We start from the raw sequence: 22,139 nt of genomic DNA on the forward strand, positions 1-22,139 counted from the left end.
CTCGGATCGCTCCCCCAAACCGCGCGTGAGACAGCCCGCTCCGCGGGATCTCTCAACGGAGTTCGCTTCGCGAACTCCTAAAGCTGGCTGCAGGGATGCGGCGGCGCTTGGGACCTCCCCAAGCGCCGGCCTGCTGCTAAGTCTCAAGGGTTCCGGGCCGCTCTTGTGTCGATGGGAAGCCTTCCGGAATGCTTCCTTAGTGGAATCCATGAGAAAAAGTTACGAGATCTCTGAGATTTCGGGGCGTTCCTCTTCGGCGGGGACAGTGTCGGCTTCACGGAGGATGCTCTGGATCAACTGGCTTCTATTTTTGGAGAGCTGGCCGTTCTTCTGGCTGGTGCGGACCTTGCAGAGCCAGGGTCCGATCATGACGCGTTCCCCGTCGACCTCGATCTCCTCCCGGGCGCCGGGAGGACGGTCGTGCCGTTCTATGAAGGCCCGCAGCAGTGTGGCTGTTTGTTCGAAGGAGCGGCGTTTTCTGGTCTGGGGCGTGCTGGGTATGGAGGGGGCGGTGGTCTTCTTCGTCGACAGGGTGATGTGGTCTGGGGTGAGGTCGAGGCGGGCCAGGAGGTGGCGTTGGCCATCGTCAAGAGTGTTCCAGGTGGTGAGCTGGCGCTGCAGCCAAGTGCCGACTTTTACGCCGTCAATCACCGTGTCGCGGCGCAGAGTTGCGGGGTCGTGTCCGTCCTGGATGTGGCGGGCCAAGAGGTGGTACTTGCGGTGCCAGTCGGGTCCGTGCGGGAGGAGCCAGTCCGGGTCGAGGACGATGAGGCGGATGTGGCGGGTTTCGGGGAGTTGGCCTTTGCGGGCCAGACCGCGTTGGTCGACGAGGAACTGACCGCCGGGAGCATAGGCGGGGATGGCGAGGTGGCCGTGTTCGGTGTGGAAGGCCTCGATGAGGGTCATGTTGCCTTCGAAGGCGGCTTCATTCTCGTCCCAGATCATGCCGAGGGTCTCGAGTTCGGCGATCCAGTCCACAGTGAGGGTACGTCGGCGGTGGGCGGTGCGTTGGCCAGCGATGAATGCTCCCAGGCGGTAGCCGTATGCGTCGGTGTAGTCGACCGGGACCTTCAGATGGCCGTGTTCGGCGTGGTAGCGGGTGGCCGCAGCCAGGCCGGCGCGGCGGGGTGCGGAGAGCACCGCGCCGGCCGACGGCCAGACCAACAGGTCCATGGCGCGGGCGATCGCGTGTGGGTCGAGGGTGAAGTCGAAACGGAACCGGCGTGCAAGAAGGCGGTGGGTGCTGTCGTCCAGGCGGTGCGCGGTGGCCTTGCGGGGGGCGCGGGCAGCGATGGTCTGGTCGTGGTGGCGCAGCGCGGCGGTGATCAGCCAGAGGGCTTCGAAGGGGGTGTCGAGGAGGTCGGTGGGGTCGGCCTCGGGTGGGATGTAGGCGGGGATGACCAGGCTCGCGGTCTTCACGTCAGTGGTGGGGGGTTTGCGCAAGGCGCGGCCCAGTGCCTGGACAATTCGGCGCACGCTCTCGGTGCGGGAGGCGAAGACGATCGCATCTACGACCGGCAGGTCGATGCCTTCGGACAGGACTTGGGCGTTGGTGATCACTGCACGGTCGGCGTTCATGAAGCGGCCGAGGATTTTGGCGCGCTGGTCGGGGGTGTGGTTGCCGTTGATTGAGGAGACGGAGAGCTTCGCGGCCCAGGAGGGGCGCTGGTCGGGTGGGAGGGTGCGCAGGGTGTGGGGGAACTGGCGGGCGAAGTCCGCGGCGTCTGCGACCTGCTGGAAGTAGACGATCACATGCTTGAGGTCGTGTTCGGTCATCGCTTTGAGGACGGCCAGGTGCAGGGCGGTCGTCCGGCGCGTGGTCGGGGTGAAACCTGTGTGCGTGCCGTCGGGGTCGGTCAGGACGGTGCGGAGGACGGTGTCGGTGATGGTGGGGACGAGGAGCTGGTAGTCGGCCAGGACTCCGTCCTCGATCGCCTGGGCGTGGGTGTAGGTGTGCAGGCGGGGGCCGAAGACTTTCGGGTCGTCCATAGAGGCGATCAGGGACGGGGACTCCCATGCGGGTGCGGTCGAAGCGGTCCGCATGGGGCGCGGTCGGGTATCCGGTGCTTCGGCCAAACGGGGGGCCTCCCATTCGTAGGGCGTCGCGGTCAGGTAGAGGCGGCGGTCGGTGCGGATGCGGGAGGCGTCGTGGACCATCGTCCACTCTTTGTCCCAGGAGCCTGCGGTGCGGTGCGCCTCGTCCACGATCGCGAGGTCGAAGACGGGAGCCGGGAAGACGGAGTGCTGGATCTCCTCGATCCGCTGGAGGGAGTCCAAAGTGACGAATACGGTCGCCCGCTCGTTCTTCTTGGCGCGCTGGGTCAGCCAGTACGCCAGGTACTCCCCCGACCCCGTACTGCTCGCCCCGGCCTCAGCGAGCACGGGGTGCTTTTTTGCGTTCAGTGACGACACCGCCATCAACGGCTCGGTCCGCCCGTCCGCGCGGGCCGCCGCCGCCCACTGGCCGATTAGATCCCTCGAAGGGACCACCACCAGCAGGAACCGGATGTCGAGGGCTTCGGCCGTACGCAGTGCGCTCAGTGTCTTGCCCGTGCCGCAGGCGGAGACCATGTGGCCACGGGTTCCGGACTTTCTCAGTCCACGTACCCCACTGTCCACTGCCGCCTGCTGATCCGGGCGCAGTACCCGCCGGGCGGGAACGGAGGAGTCAGGCAGGGCCAGGGGGCTGTCCCGAAGAGCGAGGCGGGGGCTGATGGCCATCAGGCGGTTCCTTGGGACATCGACAGAAGGTTCGCAAGGGCTAGGGGCGGACAGGTCACTGGGAGAGGAAGTCCGTTCCCCGCATCTGGAGTCCGTCGACCAGGGGGACGGCGGTGTCCGCCGCTTCCCGGTGCTGTGCAGCTGTGCACGCGTCGTGTATGGCGTTAGTCAGTCCTGAGTTGTGGTACTTCGCAGCAAGCTGGCGGAAGGTGGCCGAGGGGCGGAAAACGGTATCCGCCGACGCGTCCTCATCGACGAGCTCCGCGGGAAGCCCGCCGTGCATCTCCGAAGTGATCAGGCATGTCCAGTCGATCAGTTTGCATGTCGACCCTACGTCGCTGGCGACGCGGTCGAGAAGCGTGGACCGGCACTCGTGGCATTCGTCCACTGTCGCGTAGAACAGCTGGTCCAGCAGAGCAGTGTCGATCCTAGTCGCAAGGTCTGGATGCAGCTCGGACGGCGGAATGAACTGCCGTTGTCGGCGGCGGACCGTGGCCGCATTGTGTACATGGTCAGCGCCGATCACGATTTTCTCCACGGCTGCTGCCTCCTGCAGGTTCGATATCTGGTCTTTCAGCCCATCGTCGCGCGCTCTGTCTGCACAGCGAGCGGAAATACGAATATGCCGCGCAGCGCTAGATCTTCTAGTAGGGAGGCTGTCGGCCCGCTCCCCCACCTTGCGGTGCTTCACCGTTGCCACCGCGCCCTTGCTTCGATCTCACGTCTGGCTTTGTTGCATGACATGCGCCGGGGGCGCCCCGGTGTCACCGCTGGCGGCGAAGAGTTGGCAATATTGGCAAGGGTCGTTGCCTAGTTGTGCCATTGGCTCTTATCTTTGTGCCATGACCGACATGAGGTTCAGCATCGTGATCCCGTACAAGCAGCGCCTGAACAACATCAGGGCGGTCCTGACCTCGCTGTGTGAACAAGACCTGGAGCCATGGAGCTTCGAGGTCGTCATCGGGGCAATGGAGTACGACCCCGCCTTCGTCGCGCTCTGCGAGGAGTTCACCGGGCGGCTACGGATCGTCTCGGTGCTCTCGGCCGAGGAGTGGAACACCAGCAAGGCCCGGAATCTCGGCATCCGGCAGTCCTTGGGGCGGGTGGTCGTCGTGCTTGATGCCGACGTGGTCCTCGCGACGGACGCCCTGCGCAACCTCTGGCAGACCTACTACCGGCACGGGCAGAACGTCTGCGTGCAGGGGGAGGTGTTCGGGTACGACGATGTGCTGGACGAGGACATCGACATGGTCGCGGCTCAGCCCTACAGCGTCTACCGCACGGCGCTCGAAGAGCTCGACGCGGCGCCGCTGGGCCGCCGGGATCCGCGGTGGTCCCCGGAGTACGCCGCCGCCATCGCTCGCTTCCCCTGGGCCTTCGTCCGTACCGGCTTCATGGCGCTTCCCGCCTCGGTGATACGTGATCACGGTCTCCTGCTGGACGAGGGCTTCCTCGGCTGGGGAGCCGAGGACCAGGAGTGGGGTCTACGGATCTCCAGGACCGGCACCCCGATCGTGCTCGGTCAGGGGGTCCGGGGCATGCACTTGCCGCATCACCGTGACTTCGCCGCCCAGGACCTCTCGGCCGGTGTGACCAACCGTTACTACCTGGCCAAGTGGCCGCGTCTCGAACTGGAAATGGCGCTGGCGCTGGGTGGCTGGCTGGAGGCCGAACGTCATCTACCGGAAGTCGAGCGGCAGATGGACGTCGTGGCGGGGGCCGGAAAACGGCTCGGTGTCGCCCTGGGAACCGTCGGGGGCACCCGCGTCCTCGTGGTGGGCGCCGTCCTCGTCGCGTCGGCGGACGGCCACCACACGCTGATCGACGCCACGGGCGCGGCACTCTTCGCCCCCTGGCCGAACGGACACGAGGAGGTGATGCCGCTCCTCGGCCTCGCCCTGCCCTACGAGGACGCGACGTTCGACGAGTGCCATCTCCTGCCGGCCGTCGACCAGCTCAGCGAACCCTATCGGCAGGCTGTGCGGCGTGAGGCCGGGCGGGTGTCGAAGAAAGTCCTGCCGGTCAGTCCCTGACCTCCCACCCCACCCTCTGGAGATGACCATGAACGCAACCCCCATCCGCCTCTCCGTGGCCGTGATGAGCCACCCCGACCGGGCCGCGGCTGCTGAGGCGCTGGCGCGCAGATACCCCGAACTGCGCGCCCGTGTCGTCCTGGATCCTGACCCTCAAGGTCCGCCGAGCGCCCTCAGGACCGCTCGACGGGCCTGGGCAGCGGTGGAGCCGGACGCGACCCACCATCTGGTGCTCCAAGACGATGCTCTGCTCGCCGACGACTTCGCAGCGCGGCTGGCCGCCCTGATCACTGCCTACCCGCGCGCCGCTCTGAGCCTGTTCGCGGAGTGGGGCTCGCGCTCCTCGTACGCGCTGCGGATCGCCGCCATGCACGGGCACCACGTGGCCCCCGTCGTCGACGACTACATCCCGTGTGTGGCACTCGTCCTGCCTGCCGAGGACGCCCGGCAGTTCGACGGCTGGGCCGGGGCCAAGGCCGCCACGGAGGATCCCGATGACCTCACCCTGCTCCACTATCTGGTCGAGCGGAAGACCCCCGCCCTAGTCCCGGTGGTCAACCTCGTCGACCACGAGAACGGCGACAGCCTCGTCGGCAACAACGTGCATGGTCCCCGCAGCGCCGCCTGCTCGGTACCGTGGCGCGACGATGTCGCCCTTCCCGCCGTTCCGTCCCTCCTGACAGGACTCGGGACGGTCCCCTACTACGACTTCTGGGGGCAGTACTCGGACGCCTGCCTATCCGATCCGAGTTCAGTGGACGGCAGGGTGCGCAGTTCGGCCCGCGTCTTCCTGCGAGAGAAGGGTGTCAGCGAGGTGGAGCTGGCGGTCGGGCTGCGGGCCGCGCTGGAACGGTCACCCGAGCGCGGATTCCTGGTGGACCGGCTCAGCGAGGTCGTGCTCACCGAGGTGTGGATCGTCTCCTTCCTGCTCGGCTACCTTGCCGCTGCGCACGAGGGGCGGGGCGCCGGTGCCCTCGACCTCACCGGGAGGGTGGCCGGGGCGGCGCTGGCCACCCTCGGACCCGGCGCGGTGCGGCGCGTGGTCCCCACCCGGTGGCTGCCCGCCATCGGGACGCTGCTGACACCGCTCGTGATCGACGCCGTACGGGCCGGAGCGGCACGCGTCCCGCTCGTCGGCTGACAAGCGGGACGGGCGGGGCGTGGTCTCCCCCGTGAAGTGAGAAACATGATCCGACGGGCGTCCGCTTTCCGCGGGCGCCCGTCGGCGTAGTGGCGTGGTCCACGGGCCGTGGGGTGCCACCAACCAGGCCTCGTCCCGCCCGTCGCGGCACGCCCGGGCGCCGCGATGGATAGGGCAAGGCCTGGCGCCCGGGGAGCAACCGCGGGTGCCAGGCCTCGGCTAGCCGTCAGCCGTAGCTACGGGCCTGAAGGGCGAAGAGCTCGGCGTACAGCCCGTTTGCGGACACGAGTTCCGCGTGCTCGCCGAACTCCACCACCGCACCGTCCTCGAGGACTACGATCCTGTCGGCCATCAGCACCGTCGAGAAGCGGTGGGAGACAAAGAGGGTGACACCCCCGTCCCCGCTCACCTCGCCGGCCGTTCCCGCATACCGTTCGAAGACGGCGTGCTCGGCCGGCGCGTCCAGGGCGGACGCCGGCTCGTCCAGCACCAGGAGCAGCGGATCTGCGCGGAGCGCCGACCGGGCCAGTCCCAGTGCCTGCCACTGGCCACCTGAGAGTTCGGCCCCGTCGTCGTAGCCGCGGCCGAGTATCCCGTCGAGGCCGCCAGGAACCCGGTCGATGACCGCTCCGGCGCCGGCTGTCGCCATCGAGCCGGTGAGGGCCGCATCGTCGCCGAGTCGCGCCAGGTCGCCTGTACCCACGTTCTCGCGCAGCCTCAGTTCAAACCGGGCGAAGTCCTGAAAGAGGGTGGAGACCCGGTCCTTCCACGCTTGGGCGGGAACGTCACGCAGGTCGGCACCGTCGACGAGGATCCGGCCGCTCGTGGGTTGGTAGAGACCGCACAGGAGCTTTACCAGGGTGCTCTTGCCTGCACCGTTTTCGCCCACCAGCGCTACGGTTGCCCCGGCCGGGAGGTCCAGGGTGACGTCCTGGAGTACAGGGCGGTCGGTGCCGGGATAGGTGAACGAGACATGGTCCAGCCGGATGCCCCGCTGTAGTCGCCGGGGCACGGTTGCGGACGCTGTGGCGGGCGGCTGTGTACGGGTCGTCGGCCAGGTGCGCAGCGCCGTCAGACGGCGCTCGGTCGCGCCGGCCGCCTGGAGGGTGGAAAGCATGCCGAGGGCGGCGGCCACCTGTACGTTGATCTGCACGGCGACAGTGATGACGAGGACTACCTCGCCGACCGTGACCTGCCCGGCGGCGGCCCGGCGCAGCACGAGGTAGACAGCCGAGAAACAGGCGACGGTGAACACGAGTTGACCTGCGGCCCGCAGTACCGCCCCTGTGACCTGGCCGCGTCCGATCCGGGATGTTCCGGACTGCCAGCTTGCGTCGTGCAGCGCCACCAGCGCGTCGTCGGCACCGAAGAGCCGTGCCTCCTTGGCTGATTGCGAGGATGTGGCTACGTGGAGCAGATGGCGTGCTCTGCGGTTGTGTTCGGCAGCTGCTGTCTTGCCGGCGTCGACCTTGCGCTGGGCGTATCGCCCCAGCACGACGGGCGGCAGCGCTCCGAGGGGCAACAGCAGCAGCCACGGTTCCAGCGAACCGAGAATGGCGGTGATCAGCGCAAGTTGCACGCCGAGCGTGGTGATCTGTAGCAGGGCTTCGACGTAGCCCCGCATCTTCTGGATCTCCTCACGGACCAGCGCCATCGTGTCGGCGAAGCCGGAACTCTCCAGATGTTCCACACCGCTGGTGCCGTTGGCGTATTGGATGAGCTCGGAGTTCACCCGTCCTTCGGCCTGTTCGCCGAGCTCGAAGTAGTACAGGTGGGCGAAATGGCCCATCATCAGCTCCGCCACCAGCATCAAGGCGATCACGCCGCCAAGGGCCGTCGCCTGCGCCGTCTTTCCGGCGAGCATCCGGTCGGTGAAGGCGCCCAGTGCGACGGCGACGACGGGCGTCGCCACATGGCCGATCCCCATCAGGACAAATGACTTGAGGAGTCGGCCGCGATCGGTTGCCCAGGCTGTGCCCAGCAACCAGCGTGCCGTGCGGGCAAGGCCACTCACCGCGTCACCTCTGTCATCGTCCGTGTCGTGCGTGGTTCCACGGGGCCCGTGGGAGCCTCCGCGAACCGGTCTGCCTGCAGTCTGAACATCTCGGCGTAGCGCCCCTCGGCCGCCATCAGTTCCTCGTGGGTGCCGCGTTCCACCACGTGTCCCTCCGCGAGGACCAGGATCTGGTCCGCCCGGCGAACTGTGGAGAAGCGATGGGAAATGATCAATGTGGTGACGCCCTCCGTCAGTTCGAGGAATCGGTCGAAGAACTCGACCTCGGCACGGACGTCGAGTTGTGCCGTCGGTTCGTCGAGCACCATCACCGAGGCGCCGGCCCGTACGGCGTACAGGGCGCGGGCGAGCGCGACGCGCTGCCACTGCCCGCCGGAGAGGTCGGTGCCGTCCTGGTACTGCCGTGAGAGCACGGTGTCCAGGCCCTCGGGCAACCGGTCGAGGAAGGCGTCGGCGCCTGCCCGCTGGGCGACTGCTCGTAGTGCCTCGTCGGAGCGGGGCATCGACGGCGCGCCGAGTGCGATGTTGTCGGCGGCCGTCAATTCGTAGCGCGCGAAGTCCTGGAAGATAACGGCGAGTTGCCGGTGCCAGTCGCGAACGTCGATGTCCGTCAACGGGCAGCCGCCCACGGTGATGTGTCCCTCGGTGGGGTCGTAGAGCCTTGTGAGCAGCTTTACCAGAGTCGTCTTGCCGGCTCCGTTGAGGCCGACGACGGCGGTGGAGCGTCCGGCGGCCAGTTCGAGGTCGAGCCCCTCCACCACGGCGCGTTGTCCCGGGCCGTAGCGGAAGCCGACGTTCTCGAAGCGGATCGAGCGCCGCGCAAGCCCGGTGGCCGGTACCGATCCCCCGGGGACGAGCGCCGGCATCGCGCGTGCTCCGTCGCGGAAGGCCTGCAGCGCGTGCAGGGCCATCAGGCCGTACTGGGTCTGGACATCGCACTCGGGGAAGTACACGCCGAAACGCATCAGGATTAGCACGGCCTGCAGGGCCATCCCCAGGCGCAGCAGGTCAAGACCGTGGCCGCCACCGGTAAAGGAGAGTCGGGTGAACACGACAGCGGCACCGACCAGGCCTACCAGCGCCAGTTTCACGAACGGGAGCCCGAGGATGCGCCTCCGTCCTCGCCACATCGCGGAGAGGTACGCAGTGGTTTCCCCCCGGTACCTGTCAGCCAGCCAGTCGACCAGGTGCAGCAGCCGGATCTCCTTCGATGCCTGCGTCCCGGTGGCGAGGTTCTTCAGGTAGGTCGACTTCCGCCGCTGGGCGCCGAGCCCGTCGTAGAAGTCGCCGAAAGAGCCCAGTGAACCCCGTTGGCCGAACCTCACGGCGAGAGCGGTGGCGCCGATAACCGCGCCGGAGAGGGGATCGATGGCGTAGCCAACCAGCGCGACGGCGCCCGCCAGCTGGAGGTATCGGGCGAGCAGAGCGAAGAGGCCCGCTGCTGCGTCACCCGGCGAGGCGGAGGCCCGGTCGAAGGCTTCGCGGGCCACGTCGAGCCGGTCCAGGAGCCGCTGATCGTCCAGCGCCATGGCAGGCGCGTCGGCGAGGGCGGAGCGCATCAGTTCCCCGCGGCAGCGCTGGTCGACATGGCGTACGACCAGCTCGCCGAGTGCCGCTTGGAAGGGGGCCAGCAGCTGCTGGGCTCCGAACGTCGCGCCCGCCACGAACAGGACCACCAGGACCCCGGCCCAACCGCCGGGCTCCGCGCCCCCGAGGGTCGTCGGAACGCGGTGCAGCAGGACGCTCATCGTGATCACGAAGAGGATGGGCAGTAGCCCGAGCAGGAGGTTGAGCAGCAGGGCGCAAAGCCGGATCCCTGGTGGGACGTGGCGCAGCAACGTCGCGATGTCCAGCCATCTGCTCAGTCGCCTGCGCAACCTGTCGGACGGTCTCGTCACGGGTTCGTCCCCCTTGAGAAGAACGGGATGGTGGAGGGAACAGGGTCCGGTGGATGCGGTGACGCCCTGCCCCTCGCACGTTGGCAATTATTTGACAGCGCCCAGGCGCCCGTTCGCTGCTCGATGCGCAGCGGAGATGCGGTACCTGTTCAGGGCCAGTCGATGTCGGAATGGTCGAGCGACACGGACGGCCTGTGGTGGACAGGGGGGTACACGAGAGGTCCCTACGGTGGAGGCCGCCGGATGACACCCGAAGGCGCGAGATACCTGACGTGAGGGAAGCTAACAGCCCACGATCCAGGTTGGCAACGTATTGCCATCTGAATGTCAAACTCCGCTCTGGCGCCGCCGTGTCACGCGCCGCGCGCGGTCTCCTCACAACGCATGTGGGACGGCGTGACGGCGGCGGTGGCGGGGTGGGGGCGGGGGAATACCCGGATCACTCGTCGTGCGTCCGGGTCGCGTCGAGGATTTCGGCCATGGTGCGCCAGATCTCCGCGGCCAGGCCCATGTTGCCGGCCCCGTGTGCCTCCTCGCCCAGCTGCTTGAGCTGCGCCAGGCCCTTGCGGGCCTCGCCCTCGAGGATCATCAGCCTGCTGCTGAGCACCCCCAGCCTGATCCGGTCGCGGTAGGTGAGCAGGACCTCCTGGCCCTGCAACTCGCCGAGGAGGGCGTGCGCTTCCTCGTACCTGCCCTCCTCGAAGGCCAGATGCGCCTTGAGCGTCAGGAACTCCTGCTGCATTAGCGGGGTGCGGACGAACTCGAGGGCCGACTCGGCCTGGCACAGTCGCAGTGTGGCCGGTCCGGTCAGCGGCGGAGTGCTCTGGAGGCAGAGGGAGGCCGCGGCAAGCCGCAACCGCACCCACAGTGAGAGGTCGGTGTTGCTGTGGAGCCCCTCCAGTGCCTCTTCCATGGAGCGCAGCGCCCGCTTCTGCTCGCCCTGGCGGAACAGCACGGTCGCCGCCGACCACAGAACCTCGGACCGCAGCGTCCCCTTGAACCCCTCGACGAGACTTACCAGTTCGTCGCTGTGCGTTCGTGCCTCGGCGAGCCGGCCGTCCTCGGCCTCGGCCGACACCAGTGCCATGAGGGCCGTTCCCGTGTCGTGGACGGACAGCCGCGCCCGCTGGGCTATCTCCACCGCCTTCCTGGCGACTTCGATGGCCCGTCGCACCTGGCCAGTGGCGCGCAGGCAGCGGGCCAGCGAGGACCAGGTGCGGCACTGCAGTTCGGGGAGCCCCAGTTCGTCCGTGATCTCGCTCAGTTCCTCCAGGCATGCCAACTCCTGTGCCTGGTCACCCAGCTTCCGCCTGCCGCGGGCCAGCAACCAGAGCGCCTGCCAGCGGAGCAGCAGGTCACCCGAATCCGCCCCTCGCAGGGCCGACACCAGTGGCTCCATCGACTCACCGTCCTCCGACGAGGAGGCGAGGCTGAGCGCGTGGGCCAGGGAGGTGCCGGGTGAGACGGTGAACGCCTCACGCTCGACACCCAGTTGGCTGGCGAGGTAACTGACGACACGCTCGGTCGGCTGTCGCGCGCCGGACTCCAGGCGGGACAGGTACCCCGTAGAGATCTCATCGCCGGCGAGCCTGGCCTGCGAGAGGCCGCGCGCCTGCCTCAGCTCCCTGAGGCGTCGTCCGAAGAGTGGCTGTTCCATGGGCGGTTCTCCGGATTCAGGGGGGTGCGCAACGGGACCCCGTGGTGAGCGGGGGCGCCAAGCACCCGCGGAACTCCTGATTTCGCATCCCCCGCCCGAAGGTAACCTCTGACCCACACTTTGACAACGTCTTGCCCGCCCTATTCAGCAACGAGAGATTCAGCGCGCTCCTCATTGGTCTAGGCTTGACATGCGTTGGCAACTATTGCCAACCGAGGTTTCCGTGCACTACCTTGACCAGCGGTCAGCACGACGCCTGCCCCACCGGCCGGTTTCCCGGCGGCTCTTCGCCGCCGACGCCGCAGGCGCTTCTCGTTCACGCGTCCTTATCGCGTGTTTTCCTTCACGATTTCCGCCTGGAGAGACAATGAGCATGATCGTTCGCGTCGTGGTCGCCTCGGCACCGGTCGCCCTGGCCCTGGCCTTCATGGCCGGCTCGTCCGACATCGACTGGCCATCGAGCGGGGGAACTTCCCCGTCCAGAGCCGTCGCCTCTGACATCGACTGGCCGACCTCCGGCCAGGACGGCGTCGTGACCACCGCCTCCGATGCGGGCCCGAGCGACATCGACTGGCCGTAGGCGTCCAGGGCAGGGCGTCCGCCCGGCCCGCCCCCGCGGGATCGGCGACCGTCGCTCCCGTGACCCGGCCACAGCGAACGGGGGCTTCGCGTCGGATCGCCGACGCGCATGCCGTGACACCCCTGAACCCGACGATACGACGGCAGATGCCCGGCGCCGCGGTGCCGTCGCCACACCGTGCACGTCCTTCCTATGGAGTTGAAATGAACGGGTCGTCCGAACACACCCTTGACCTGGACCGAACCGTCCGCTTCGGAGAGGTCCAGTACGACTTCCACGTCCGCTCCGGCACCTCGGGCTGGAGCGACCTGCGCGTGCGCCTGACCGAGCTGAACGCCGACCGCTTCGTGCTGGTCGCCGATGCCGGGCTCCCACAGGACCTGCTGCAGGCGGTCGAGCTCAACCTCGGTTCCGTCGCTCCCACCACGGTCGTCAGAGCCCGCGCCGCCGAGACGGACAAGAGCCTCAGCGCCTTGGACCGTATCGCCGAGCAGGCCCTCATCAGCGGAATCACCCGCCAGTCCGTCGTGGTCGCACTCGGCGGCGGAGTCGTCGGCAACCTCGCAGGTCTGCTGGCCGCGCTGCTCTTCCGCGGAGTACGGCTGGTTCACATGCCCACCACACTGCTCGGGATGTCGGACTCCGTGCTCTCCCTGAAGCAGGCCGTCAACTCGACGTGCGGAAAGAACCACTTGGGCACCTTCCATGCCCCGGTGATGGTGTGGAACAACCTTGACTTCCTCCAGACGCTACCGAGGGACGAGATTCGCTCCGCGCTCTGCGAGATGATCAAGAACGTGCTCGGAATCGTACCGGAGCGCTTCGACGAGGTCGCCTCCCTGCTGCGTGCCGATGCCGACTACACCCCGCAGGTCCTGGGCCGCTTCATCGACCTGTGCGTGGACGCCAAGTCCGCCGTCATGCGGAGCGACCACACAGAAAAGCGCGAGGCGCTGATCCTTGAGTACGGTCACACCACGGGACACGCTGCGGAACTCCTCACCGGCGGTCGGCTGAGGCACGGTTACGCAATCGGAGTCGGCATGCTGGCCGCGGCACGCATGTCCCGGCGGCTCGGTCTCCTCGACCTCTCCGACGAGCGGGCCCACCGTGAACTCCTGGAGCGCAACGGAGCGCCGACTCAACTGCCGCCGGGCCTGCACACCGACGCCCTGGTAGAGCTGGTACGACTGGACAACAAGCGGGGATACCTGCCCGGCAGCCCCGGGATGCTGGACTACATCCTGCTGGAGGCGCTGGGCCGGGCGCACCGCCCGGCCGGCGGGATGATCACCCAGGTCGACGAGGAGACGGTGCGGGCCGGCATCGCGTCCGTTCTCCACGAGCAGCACTCCCTGGTGGTGGCCTGAGATGGCGACAGTGGTACGCGGCGAGCGCCGCCCCTTCGGCCCGATCGCCAACGACATCTCCGGCCCCGCGGTCACCCACCGCCAGGTGGGCGGGGAAGGGGTCTGCCGTTGGAAGATGCTGATGAACGGCATGCATCTGGAAGGCGAGTGGAACTGCGTCGAGTACGTAGTGATCGAGCCGGGAGCCTCGGTCGGCGAACACGTCCACCTGCGCACCGAGGAGATCTACTACATCGTCTCCGGCCGGGCCGTTCTCACCATGAACGGGGAAGAGTTCGAGGTGGCGGCCGGTGACCTCGTCACCACCCCGATCGGCGCGGCCCACGCGATAGCCAACCACGGCGACAGCGACATGCACTTCTTCGTCACCGAGGTTTTCCCCGGCACGGGCCCCGCCGCAGACCCCGCGATCGTGCGCGTGCCGGAACTGCTCGCCCCGCGGGGGGACCACCGCATGGCCCAGGTGGACCTGAAGTCGTACTTCACGGGCGACTGGCAGGAGTTCCAACTGCTGGAGATCCCGCCCGGCGTCCGGATCGAGGAAGTCGTGCCACAGGACCGCAGCGTGGTTCTGCACGTGCTGGAGGGCAGCGCGGTGATCGGCACCGGCGGTGTGGAGTACCGGGACGAGGCCGGGCTCTCGGTGGCCGTGCCGCCGAAGTACGTCTGCACCGTGGAGAACACACACGCATTCGAACTGCTGAGGGTTATTCGTACGGAGGTGGGGATCAGGTGAAGCTGGGGATCGAAGGACAGCGGGCCATCGTCACGGGAGCCGCCGGCGGCATCGGAGCCGAGACGGCCCGGGCGCTGGCGGCCGAGGGAGCCAGGCTGGCTCTGCTCGACCGGGACGAGACCGGACTCAAGACGCTGAAGGCGGAGCTGGAAGGCACGGTTGAGGTCGCGGTCGTCCCCGGCGACCTCTCGACGGCGAAGGGCGTGAACGAGACGATCGGCGCCGCGCTGGCGGAGCTCGGCGGCGGCGCGGACGTCCTGGTCAACAACGTCGGCCAGTGCCGGGCCCGGACGTTCGACGAACTCTCCGACCAGGACTGGCGGGACACCTTCGAGATCAACTTCATGAGTGCGGTGCGAGCGACGCGTCTCGTGCTGCCCGGGATGCGGGAGCGCGGCCGCGGAAGCATCGTCAACAATGCCTCCGACCTGGCCCGCCAGCCGGAGGCAGGACCGGCCGACTACCAGGTCTCCAAGGTCGCGCTTGTCAGCCTGACCAAGAGCCTGGCGCTCTCGGAAGGGCCGGCGGTCCGGGTCAACGCGGTCGCACCCGGCCCGGTGTGGACTCCGCTGTGGACCCGCCCGGGAGGCTTCGCCGACACGCTTGGTGACGTCCACGCCCGCGACGCGCGCGAGGCGGTGGAGTACGAGTTGAGCAAGCGGCAGTTGCCGCTCGGACGGATGGGCACCCCCGACGAGGTCGCCCGGGTCATCACCTTCCTCGCCTCGGACGCCGCGTCCTTCGTGACTGGTTCGGTCTGGGGCGTGGACGGCGGCACCATCCGCGGTCTGCTCTGATGCCACCGCCCGCACCAAGGCAAGGAGGTCCCCGATGAGCACAGCACCCCCGCTCCGCGGCCGCACACCGCTCCGCGCAGGCCGGCCCTGGCCCCGCTGGCCTCGGCCGGCGGCGGGAGCCGAGCAGGCCCTGCTGGAGGTCCTGCACTCGGGACGCTGGTCCATCGCGAGCCCGTACGACGGGAATCCCACGCAGGAGCAGCGGTTCGCAGCCCGGTTCGCCGACTACCTCGGCGTCCGCAACTGCATCCCGACCGCCAGTGGCACCGCCTCCCTCATGACGGCGCTCGAAGCGTGCGGGGTGGGCGCCGGCGACGAGGTGATCGTGCCCGCGCTCTCCTGGGCGGCGTCGGCCTCGACGGTGCTGGGGGTCAACGCGGTACCGGTCTTCGCCGACGTGGACCCCGGCACACTCTGCCTCGACCCGGCCGCGGCGGAGGCCGCCATCACATCCGCGACCAAGGCGGTGGTGGTGGTGCACCTGTACTCGGCGGTCGCCGAACTTGCCGCTCTGAGAGCGGTCGCCGACCGGCACGGGCTCGCCCTGATCGAGGACAGCGCCCAGGCACACGGCGCCGCCTACCGGGGCCGGAAAGTAGGCACCATCGGTGACGTGGGCACCTTCAGCATGCACCACACCAAACTGCTCAGCAGCGGGGAGGGTGGTGCGGCGGTCACGAACGACGCACGCATCGCCCGCCGAATTGAGCATCTGCGCGCCGACGGCCGGTGCCGGAGCACGGCCCCGCCGGCCCTCGGCCTCCCCGAACTGGTCGAGAGCGGCGAGCTGATGGGCAGTAACCGCTGCCTCTCGGAGTTCCAGTCCGCGCTGCTGACAGCCCAGCTCGACGAGCTCGGCCCACTGAACGCCCTGCGGCGGACCAACGCGGAGATCCTCGACTGTCTGCTGGGCCGGATGGGACTCGTCCCGCAGCGGACCTCACCCGGTACCACGGAACGCACCTACTTCGGATACGCGGTCGGTCTGCCCGACGAGGTGCTGAGGACGACGTCGGCCAAGGCAGTGGCCGGTGCCCTCACGGCCGAACTCGGTCTGCACGTGAAGCCGGTGTACACACCGCTGTACGCCAGCCCGCTGTACGACCCGGCCTCACGCCCACGGTTCGGCATCGGGGCCTGCCACCTCGACCGGCTGACCCGCGGCCGGCGCGCCCTGCCGGTCGCCGAACGGGCGGCCCGGTCCTTTCTCACCTTCCACCACGCGGCCCTCCTCGGTGAGGAGAGGGACATGGAGGACATCGCCGAGGCCTTCCGGCGCGTGCTCGACCCTCGCACGCGGCTGCCGCAATGATGAGTGTTCACGCCCCCTGCACGGCCGAGGCCTCGCGCAGGCGCCGCAGCGCCCGTACGGCGGACCGGATCTCCAGCAGGTACTCGGTGGCGCTCAGGGCCCAGGCAAGGGCCGGCGGCACCGATTCCGCCGTGTGTCCGACGGTGTCGATGCGGGCGCCGTACGGCAGCGCCAGCATGCGCAACGCCGTGAAGTGCTGAGCGGGCACGTTGACGGCGCTGGTAACCAGCAACAGTTGTGATTCCGAACGGAGTTGACCGAGCCGATCGGCGAAGAACGCGTACGTGTCGGCGGTGTCGGCGCGGCGGCCGGGTGTCCGCGAGGGCGCGGCGGCCACCCGCACCGGCAGCCCCACCGTGTTCCGGTAATGCCGTACTCCCCAGGTCGCACCGATCTCGGCGGAGTCCTCCCCGACGACCCGCTCGGGTTCGCCCAGGCCGAACATCTCCCGTGCGCAGGAGTCAAGTGCCTGGAACTCCTCACGGAGGTGAGAGTGCCCGATGGCTGCGGCATGAGTGAACTCCTCAGGCGAGAAGGGCCGGTGGCCCCCGAGCGCGGTGACGGCCTTCGCGCCGAGCCGCCCGCTGTTCAGCAGCCGCGCCGCCTCGCCGGTACGGACACGGCACCCCCTCAAGGTCCCGCCCAGCACCAGCACGTGGTCGTAGGTGGAGAACCGCGCCGGGGGGCCGCCGCGAAGTCCGAGCGCGGTGGCCGCCTCCAGCACCATCGCCTCCTGATGGCTCGTCATCTCCAGTGCACGGGCTTCGCGCCGCTCCTTGCCTCCGCGGGTGTCCCACCTGTCGGTGAACGCGTCCAGCCGTGCCAGCACGCCGGTCTCACGGGGCGCCCCCGCGGCGAGCGCCGCGGCCAGGCGCCGCTCGTCGGGATGGAGGGCGAAGGCCGAGACCAGCCGTGCAAGGGCCGGTGCGGCGAGCCATTTGGCACCGTACCCGGTGGCCTCGTCCCCCCATTCCGCAGGCAGCGATCGTCCCGCGACAACTGGCATGCCAGGCCCCTTCCCGAACCTTCATGACGTACTTGGCAACGTCGTCAACGTAGCCGCACCGACACACTCTTGCCAAACCTTGCCCAAGACTGGCAATGTTTGCCTAATCCTGAACACAGCTGCGAGAGGCCCGGCATGACGGAGCAGAGCACGCTCACCCCCTCCCCCGACACCCGGCCCGCCCGTCCTGCGGACGGGGCGGAGCCCGAGGGCCGGCTACTGGCCCCCGTCCACTTCGTCGGCATCGGGGGTGCCGGCATGAGCGCTATCGCTCGGCTCCTCGCCCAGCGGGGCGTAGCGGTCTCCGGCACCGACGCGAAGGAGTCGCCCCGGCTGTCTGCCCTGCGCGCCCTCGACATCGACGCGCACGTCGGCCACGACCCGGCTCACCTGCCGCAGACGGGCACTGTCGTCGTGTCGGGCGCCGTTGCCCAGGACAACCCGGAGCTGGCACACGCCCGCGCGCTCGGCCTGCGAGTGATGCCGCGCGCCGCGGCGCTGGCCGGCGTCATGGAGGGGCACCGGAGGGTCGCGGTGGCCGGCACGGCGGGCAAGACCTCGACCTCCGGCATGCTGACGACGGTCGCGCAGCACTGCGGAGCCGAACCGTCCTTCGCGATCGGCTCCGAACTGAGCGGCTTCGGCACAAACGCGCACCACGGGGCGGGAGGACTATTCATCGCCGAGGCCGACGAGAGCGACGGCTCCTTCCTGCTGCTCTCCCCCGAGGTCGCCATCGTCACCAACGTCGGCAGTGACGACCACCTCGACTTCCACGGCACTCCCGAGCGGTACGCGAGGGTCTTCGAGGAATTCGCGCACCGCGTCACACCGGGCGGTGTCCTCGTCGTCAACGCCGACGACCCGGGCGCCGCCCGCCTGGCGGAACTCACCCGCCCCCACATGCGGGTACGCACCTTCGGGGAGTCACCCGGGGCCGACCTGCGCCTCTCGGGGATCACCGTGACGGCCGATGGCACCACCTACGACTGCGCCCTCGGCGGGGCGCCGCTGCCGACCGTCCGCATCGCGTCCCCCGGCCACCACATGGCGCAGAACTCGGCCGCGGCGCTCCTGGCCGCGCTCGAACTCGGTCTGCCCGTCGAGCGCGTCGTCGAGGGTCTCGCCGAGTACCGGGGGGTCGCACGACGTTTCGAGTTCCGGGGCACGGAGGCCGGGATCCGCGTCTACGACGACTACGCGCACAATCCGACGAAGGTCACGGCGCAGCTGCGGGCGGCCCGGCAGGTGGCAGGGGACGGCCGGCTGGTCGTGGTCTTCCAGCCGCCCCTCTTCACCACCACCCGCCGTTTCCCCGCCGAATTCGCCGCCGCTCTGGGCCAGGCCGACGAAGTGATCGTTGCTGATGTCTCGCGCGCCCGGGAGAAGCCCATCGAGGGGATCACGGGGGCGCTGGTCGCGGACCGGGTGCCGCTGCCGGCGGATCGCGTCCACTACTGCCCCGAGCGCGCCGAGGTTGTGCCCCGCCTGGCCCAAATCGCACGCCCCGGCGACCTCGTACTGACCGTGGGGACCGGTGACATCACCACGGTCGGTCCGGAGTACTTGGCCCTGCTGAGGGCCACGGCGGAGAACTGACGTGGGAGTCCCCACGGACCGGAGACGAAGCAACATGGAAACGCACGAGGCATCACCCGCGTCAGCGGCCAAAACGGCCGGGCCCGGGGCAGCCGGACTCAGACGGAACCGCGAGTTCCTGGTGTTCTTCCTCTCCAGGACCGTGTCCCGGTTCGGCGACGGCATGGTGCCCGTCGCCCTCTCCCTCGGACTCGTCGCCACCGGGCACGGTGCCTCTGCGGTCTCCTTCGCCCTCGGAGCCTGGACGGCGTGCTTCGGTGGTCTGGTGCTCTTCAGCGGGGTCCTGGCCGACCGCTTCTCCGCCCGCACTCTCATGATCCTCGCCGATGCGGGACGGGCTGTGGTGACGATCGGCCTTGCCGTCCTGTTCACCACCGACACCCCGCCTCTCGGCCTGGTCTACCTGCTCAGCGCCGTCAACGGGGTGGGCGCAGCCCTGTTCCAGCCCGGCATCGCGAGCACCATCCCCTCCGTAACGGACTCGGTCCGTCAGGCCAACGCCGCCATCCGGGTGACGGAGTCGCTGATGATGACGGCCGGTCCCGCAGTCGCCGGCGTCATAGCCGGGTTCAGCAGCGCCTCAACCCTCTTCCTCGTCGACGCCGCCACCTTCGCGCTCAGCGGACTGTGCCTCGCCCTGATGCGCCGGCGGACGGCGACGGCGCCGCGGGGGACGTCCCTGCTCTTTGACCTGACCGAGGGATGGCGTGAGTTCCGTTCGCGGACCTGGCTGTGGACGGTGATCGCGGTGTGGACCGTGTACTCGCTGGCTTCGCTCGGCGCGCAACTCCCCCTCCAGGCGGTCCTCATCACCGAGGACCACGGGCCGGGCGTCTTCGGCCTGATGATGGCCGTCCAGGGGGCGGGGAACGTCGCTGGCGGACTCGTGGCCTTCCGGACCAGTCCTCGCAGGCCCCTCGCCGCGGGGACGCTGGCCCTGCTTGGGGTAGCCCTCAGCACCTTCGCCCTCGCGGTCTCCGCTCCGGCCTCCCTGATCGCCGCCGCCCTCTTCGCCGGTGGCGCGGGGCTGGCTTTCTGGGTCGTGATGTGGAGCACCTCGATGCAGACGCACATCCCGCGAGCCGCGCTCAACCGGCTCAACGCCTATGACGTGACCGGCTCCGTGCTGTCCCTGGCCGCGGGTCGTGCCCTCGCGGGTCCGGTCGCCCAGCACGTCGGCGCCCACCGGCTCCTTGCGGTCTCGACCGTGGTCAACCTGGCGGTGATCGTGGTACTCCTCGCAATTCCCGCCGTGCGGAACCTGCCTCCGGCTGTCGCAGAACCGCGCCCATCCGGGACCTGACGGTTGGTCGCCGCCCGGCACGTGGCGGCCGCAGCCACGTTGACGCTGGCAGGGACGGGAAAATGGTGGTGGAGCGGGAGCGTCCGCACTGTCATGGCGTCCGCGGCCCAGGACCGTACGGACGAGCTGCCCGGAGAACACACGTGAGGATCGAGAGCAGTTGAGCATCGAGAGCAGTGCGAACAACCGGCCCGCGATCGATGCCGGTCTGGCCACACGTCTGGTAGGCGCCCAGTTCCCCCAATGGGCCGAGTTGCCTGTGAGGCTGGTCGATCCGGCAGGGTCGGACCACGTGATCTACCGGCTGGGGGACGAACTGGCGGTCCGGCTGCCGCGTCACCCGGGAGCGGTAGGCCAAGCGGAGCGGGAGCTGAGGTGGCTGCCGCTGCTCGCGCCCCACCTGCCGCTGGCCGTACCCGTGCCGCTCGGTGTCGGCGAGCCCGCCTTCGGATACCCGTGGAAGTGGTCGCTCGCCCGCTGGCTGGAAGGGGAGAGGGCGACGTCCGACGCACTGTCCGACTCAGCCGGGGCGGCCACGGCCCTGGCGGAGTTCCTGCTCGCCCTCCACTGTGCCGTACCGGTGCCCACGGCCCCCGAGCGCTCCGGGGACGGCCTCACCGTGGCGCCGCTGGCAGTCCGGGACCGGGCCACCCGCGAGGCCATCGCGAAGACCCGCGACGTCTTCGACGCCTGCGCCATGACCGGCTTGTGGGACGCCGCACTCGCCGCCCCGGCGTGGGACCGGCCGCCGGTCTGGTGTCACGGCGATCTCCACACCGGCAATCTGCTGACGGTCGCCGGCTGTCTCAGCGCCGTCATCGACTTCGGTGAACTGGGCTTCGGTGATCCGGCCTGCGATCTCACCATCGCCTTCACGCTCATGTCTCCCCGGTGCCGGCGGCTGTTCCGCGCCGCCCTCGGCGTGGACGACGCCACGTGGATGCGGGGCCGCGGGTGGGCCCTGGCCACCGGGCTCAACGCCTACAGCAACTACGCAGCGGTGAACCCCTGGGTCGCCGCGCAGACCACCAGGCAGATCACCCAGGCCCTCATCGGCTGAAGACGGCCACGCCGCCGGAGCGGGCGCCGTCAGCGGGCGGCCAGCACCTGGCCGATGGTGTGGCGGGCGTTGGCGGCGATGACGGGGTTGGTGCGCCGGTAGTACGGCAGTTGGATGAGCGCCATGGACAGAGCCCAGCCGCGCCCCCGGGCCCAGGTGGCCTCATCGACGTCGACAGCGTCATGGAAGCGGGACCGGCCAGCCGGGGATAGCAGGTTCCACGCGGGGATGAGATCGATGGCCGGATCCCCCACGCCGACGGTGCCGAAGTCGAGCACAGCGGTCAGCCGGCCGTCGGCCCCCAGCAGGTTCGACGGCATCAGATCGGAGTGGGACCACTGGTCCCGTCCCGTCCAGTGCGGGACCCGCAGGACCGAATCCCAGGCGGCGAGCAGCGCGTCCGGTTCGAAGGGTTCCTCGGTGCGCCGCAGGGCATCGATCGCGTCGCGCGTCTCCGTGTCCACGCTCACCGGCGGGCTTCCCCGGTACGAGCGGGGGCCGCCCTCGGGATCGATTCCGCGCAACGCGGTCACGAAAGCGGCCAGGTCCCGCGCCAGCGTCCGCTGACCATCCGTGCAGCCCTCCACCAGCACCTCGCCCGCCACCCACCGGTGCAGGGCCCACCGGTGGGGGTAGCCTTCGGCCGGCTCTCCGAGCCCGATGACCTCGGGGATCGGGAACGGCAGCGACGGGGCGAGCCGCGACAACCAGCGCACCTCGCGCTCCAGCGCCTCGACGCCACCGGGCAACAGGGGCAGCCGGACGGTGGCCCCCGTTCCCACACGGTAGATCGCGTTGGTGGTGCCGCCGGACGCCAGTCGCCTGATGGGCAGGCCCGCCAGGTGACGGAACTGGCCGCGCAGCAGGGAACGCACGAGCGACTCGTCGGTCCGTGCCTCGTTCGCGTGCATG

The 22,139-nt window shown here is 69.2% G+C and carries 17 protein-coding genes; 10 read left to right on the forward strand and 7 right to left on the reverse strand.

The genetic code is table 11. The features are described from left to right. Nucleotides 1-219: 219 nt before the first annotated feature. Nucleotides 220-2,721 (reverse strand): Helicase associated domain protein, encoded by a 2,502-nt coding sequence (locus tag ACFXBC_RS21680; RefSeq protein WP_385026706.1) that lies wholly within the window; start codon nt 2,719-2,721, stop codon nt 220-222. A 55-nt stretch (nt 2,722-2,776) separates the two neighbouring features. After that, the gene (locus tag ACFXBC_RS21685) at nt 2,777-3,259 is read right to left on the reverse strand and encodes a hypothetical protein (protein WP_385026709.1); all 483 of its coding nucleotides are present in this window, start codon (nt 3,257-3,259) and stop codon (nt 2,777-2,779) included. A 304-nt stretch (nt 3,260-3,563) separates the two neighbouring features. Here ACFXBC_RS21685 and ACFXBC_RS21690 point away from each other — a divergent pair, with 304 nt between their 5' ends. Together ACFXBC_RS21690 and ACFXBC_RS21695 are read left to right on the forward strand one after the other, a co-directional pair. Continuing rightward, nucleotides 3,564-4,754 carry a glycosyltransferase family 2 protein gene (locus tag ACFXBC_RS21690; protein WP_385026712.1) on the forward strand — a complete coding sequence of 397 codons (1,191 nt, stop codon included), beginning with the start codon at nt 3,564-3,566 and terminating at the stop codon, nt 4,752-4,754. Nucleotides 4,755-4,782: 28 nt separating this feature from the next. Then, nucleotides 4,783-5,895, forward strand: coding sequence for a hypothetical protein (locus tag ACFXBC_RS21695; RefSeq protein ID WP_385026715.1), 1,113 nt, complete (start codon nt 4,783-4,785; stop codon nt 5,893-5,895). A 226-nt stretch (nt 5,896-6,121) separates the two neighbouring features. Here ACFXBC_RS21695 and ACFXBC_RS21700 read toward each other — a convergent pair whose 3' ends face one another. From ACFXBC_RS21700 to ACFXBC_RS21710, 3 genes are all read right to left on the reverse strand, one after another. Beyond that, nucleotides 6,122-7,909, reverse strand: a complete 1,788-nt coding sequence (locus ACFXBC_RS21700; RefSeq protein ID WP_385026718.1) for an ABC transporter ATP-binding protein — start codon at nt 7,907-7,909, stop codon at nt 6,122-6,124. After that, on the reverse strand, nt 7,906-9,807 hold the full coding sequence (locus tag ACFXBC_RS21705; protein WP_385026721.1) for an ABC transporter ATP-binding protein: 1,902 nt from the start codon (nt 9,805-9,807) through the stop codon (nt 7,906-7,908). The genes ACFXBC_RS21700 and ACFXBC_RS21705 overlap by 4 nt, the downstream gene beginning before the upstream one ends. Nucleotides 9,808-10,246: 439 nt before the next feature. After that, nucleotides 10,247-11,464 carry a helix-turn-helix domain-containing protein gene (locus tag ACFXBC_RS21710; RefSeq protein WP_385026724.1) on the reverse strand — a complete coding sequence of 406 codons (1,218 nt, stop codon included), beginning with the start codon at nt 11,462-11,464 and terminating at the stop codon, nt 10,247-10,249. A 367-nt stretch (nt 11,465-11,831) separates the two neighbouring features. Here ACFXBC_RS21710 and ACFXBC_RS21715 point away from each other — a divergent pair, with 367 nt between their 5' ends. From ACFXBC_RS21715 to ACFXBC_RS21735, 5 genes are all read left to right on the forward strand, one after another. After that, the gene (locus tag ACFXBC_RS21715) at nt 11,832-12,044 is read left to right on the forward strand and encodes a hypothetical protein (protein ID WP_385026727.1); all 213 of its coding nucleotides are present in this window, start codon (nt 11,832-11,834) and stop codon (nt 12,042-12,044) included. Between the two features lie 203 nt (nt 12,045-12,247). Then, nucleotides 12,248-13,414: a 2-deoxy-scyllo-inosose synthase gene (locus tag ACFXBC_RS21720; RefSeq protein ID WP_385026730.1), complete on the forward strand. Its 1,167-nt coding sequence runs from the start codon at nt 12,248-12,250 to the stop codon at nt 13,412-13,414. A 1-nt stretch (nt 13,415) separates the two neighbouring features. After that, the gene (locus tag ACFXBC_RS21725; protein ID WP_385026732.1) at nt 13,416-14,150 is read left to right on the forward strand and encodes a cupin domain-containing protein; all 735 of its coding nucleotides are present in this window, start codon (nt 13,416-13,418) and stop codon (nt 14,148-14,150) included. Further along, nucleotides 14,147-14,947 (forward strand): SDR family NAD(P)-dependent oxidoreductase, encoded by an 801-nt coding sequence (locus tag ACFXBC_RS21730; protein ID WP_385026735.1) that lies wholly within the window; start codon nt 14,147-14,149, stop codon nt 14,945-14,947. Before ACFXBC_RS21725 ends, ACFXBC_RS21730 begins: the two co-directional genes overlap by 4 nt. A gap of 34 nt (nt 14,948-14,981) precedes the next feature. Then, on the forward strand, nt 14,982-16,259 hold the full coding sequence (locus tag ACFXBC_RS21735; protein WP_385026738.1) for a DegT/DnrJ/EryC1/StrS family aminotransferase: 1,278 nt from the start codon (nt 14,982-14,984) through the stop codon (nt 16,257-16,259). A gap of 7 nt (nt 16,260-16,266) precedes the next feature. Here ACFXBC_RS21735 and ACFXBC_RS21740 read toward each other — a convergent pair whose 3' ends face one another. Beyond that, nucleotides 16,267-17,265, reverse strand: a complete 999-nt coding sequence (locus ACFXBC_RS21740; RefSeq protein WP_385026740.1) for a hypothetical protein — start codon at nt 17,263-17,265, stop codon at nt 16,267-16,269. Nucleotides 17,266-17,400: 135 nt separating this feature from the next. Here ACFXBC_RS21740 and murC point away from each other — a divergent pair, with 135 nt between their 5' ends. The 3 genes from murC (at nt 17,401) to ACFXBC_RS21755 (ending at nt 21,227) form a co-directional block, all read left to right on the forward strand. Then, complete coding sequence (murC, locus tag ACFXBC_RS21745) at nt 17,401-18,864, forward strand: UDP-N-acetylmuramate--L-alanine ligase (protein ID WP_385026743.1); 1,464 nt, start codon at nt 17,401-17,403, stop codon at nt 18,862-18,864. A 34-nt stretch (nt 18,865-18,898) separates the two neighbouring features. Next, a complete protein-coding gene (locus tag ACFXBC_RS21750; protein WP_385026746.1) occupies nt 18,899-20,167 on the forward strand; it encodes an MFS transporter in 1,269 nt (422 codons plus the stop codon). A 160-nt stretch (nt 20,168-20,327) separates the two neighbouring features. Then, nucleotides 20,328-21,227 carry an aminoglycoside phosphotransferase family protein gene (locus ACFXBC_RS21755; RefSeq protein WP_385026750.1) on the forward strand — a complete coding sequence of 300 codons (900 nt, stop codon included), beginning with the start codon at nt 20,328-20,330 and terminating at the stop codon, nt 21,225-21,227. Between the two features lie 29 nt (nt 21,228-21,256). On the opposite strand, the gene ACFXBC_RS21760 is transcribed toward ACFXBC_RS21755, so the two are convergent. Beyond that, on the reverse strand, nt 21,257-22,138 hold the full coding sequence (locus tag ACFXBC_RS21760; protein WP_385026752.1) for an aminoglycoside phosphotransferase family protein: 882 nt from the start codon (nt 22,136-22,138) through the stop codon (nt 21,257-21,259). Nucleotide 22,139 lies beyond the last annotated feature (1 nt).

The sequence above is a fragment of the Streptomyces sp. NPDC059398 genome, from assembly GCF_042751845.1.
Classification (GTDB): domain Bacteria; phylum Actinomycetota; class Actinomycetes; order Streptomycetales; family Streptomycetaceae; genus Streptomyces.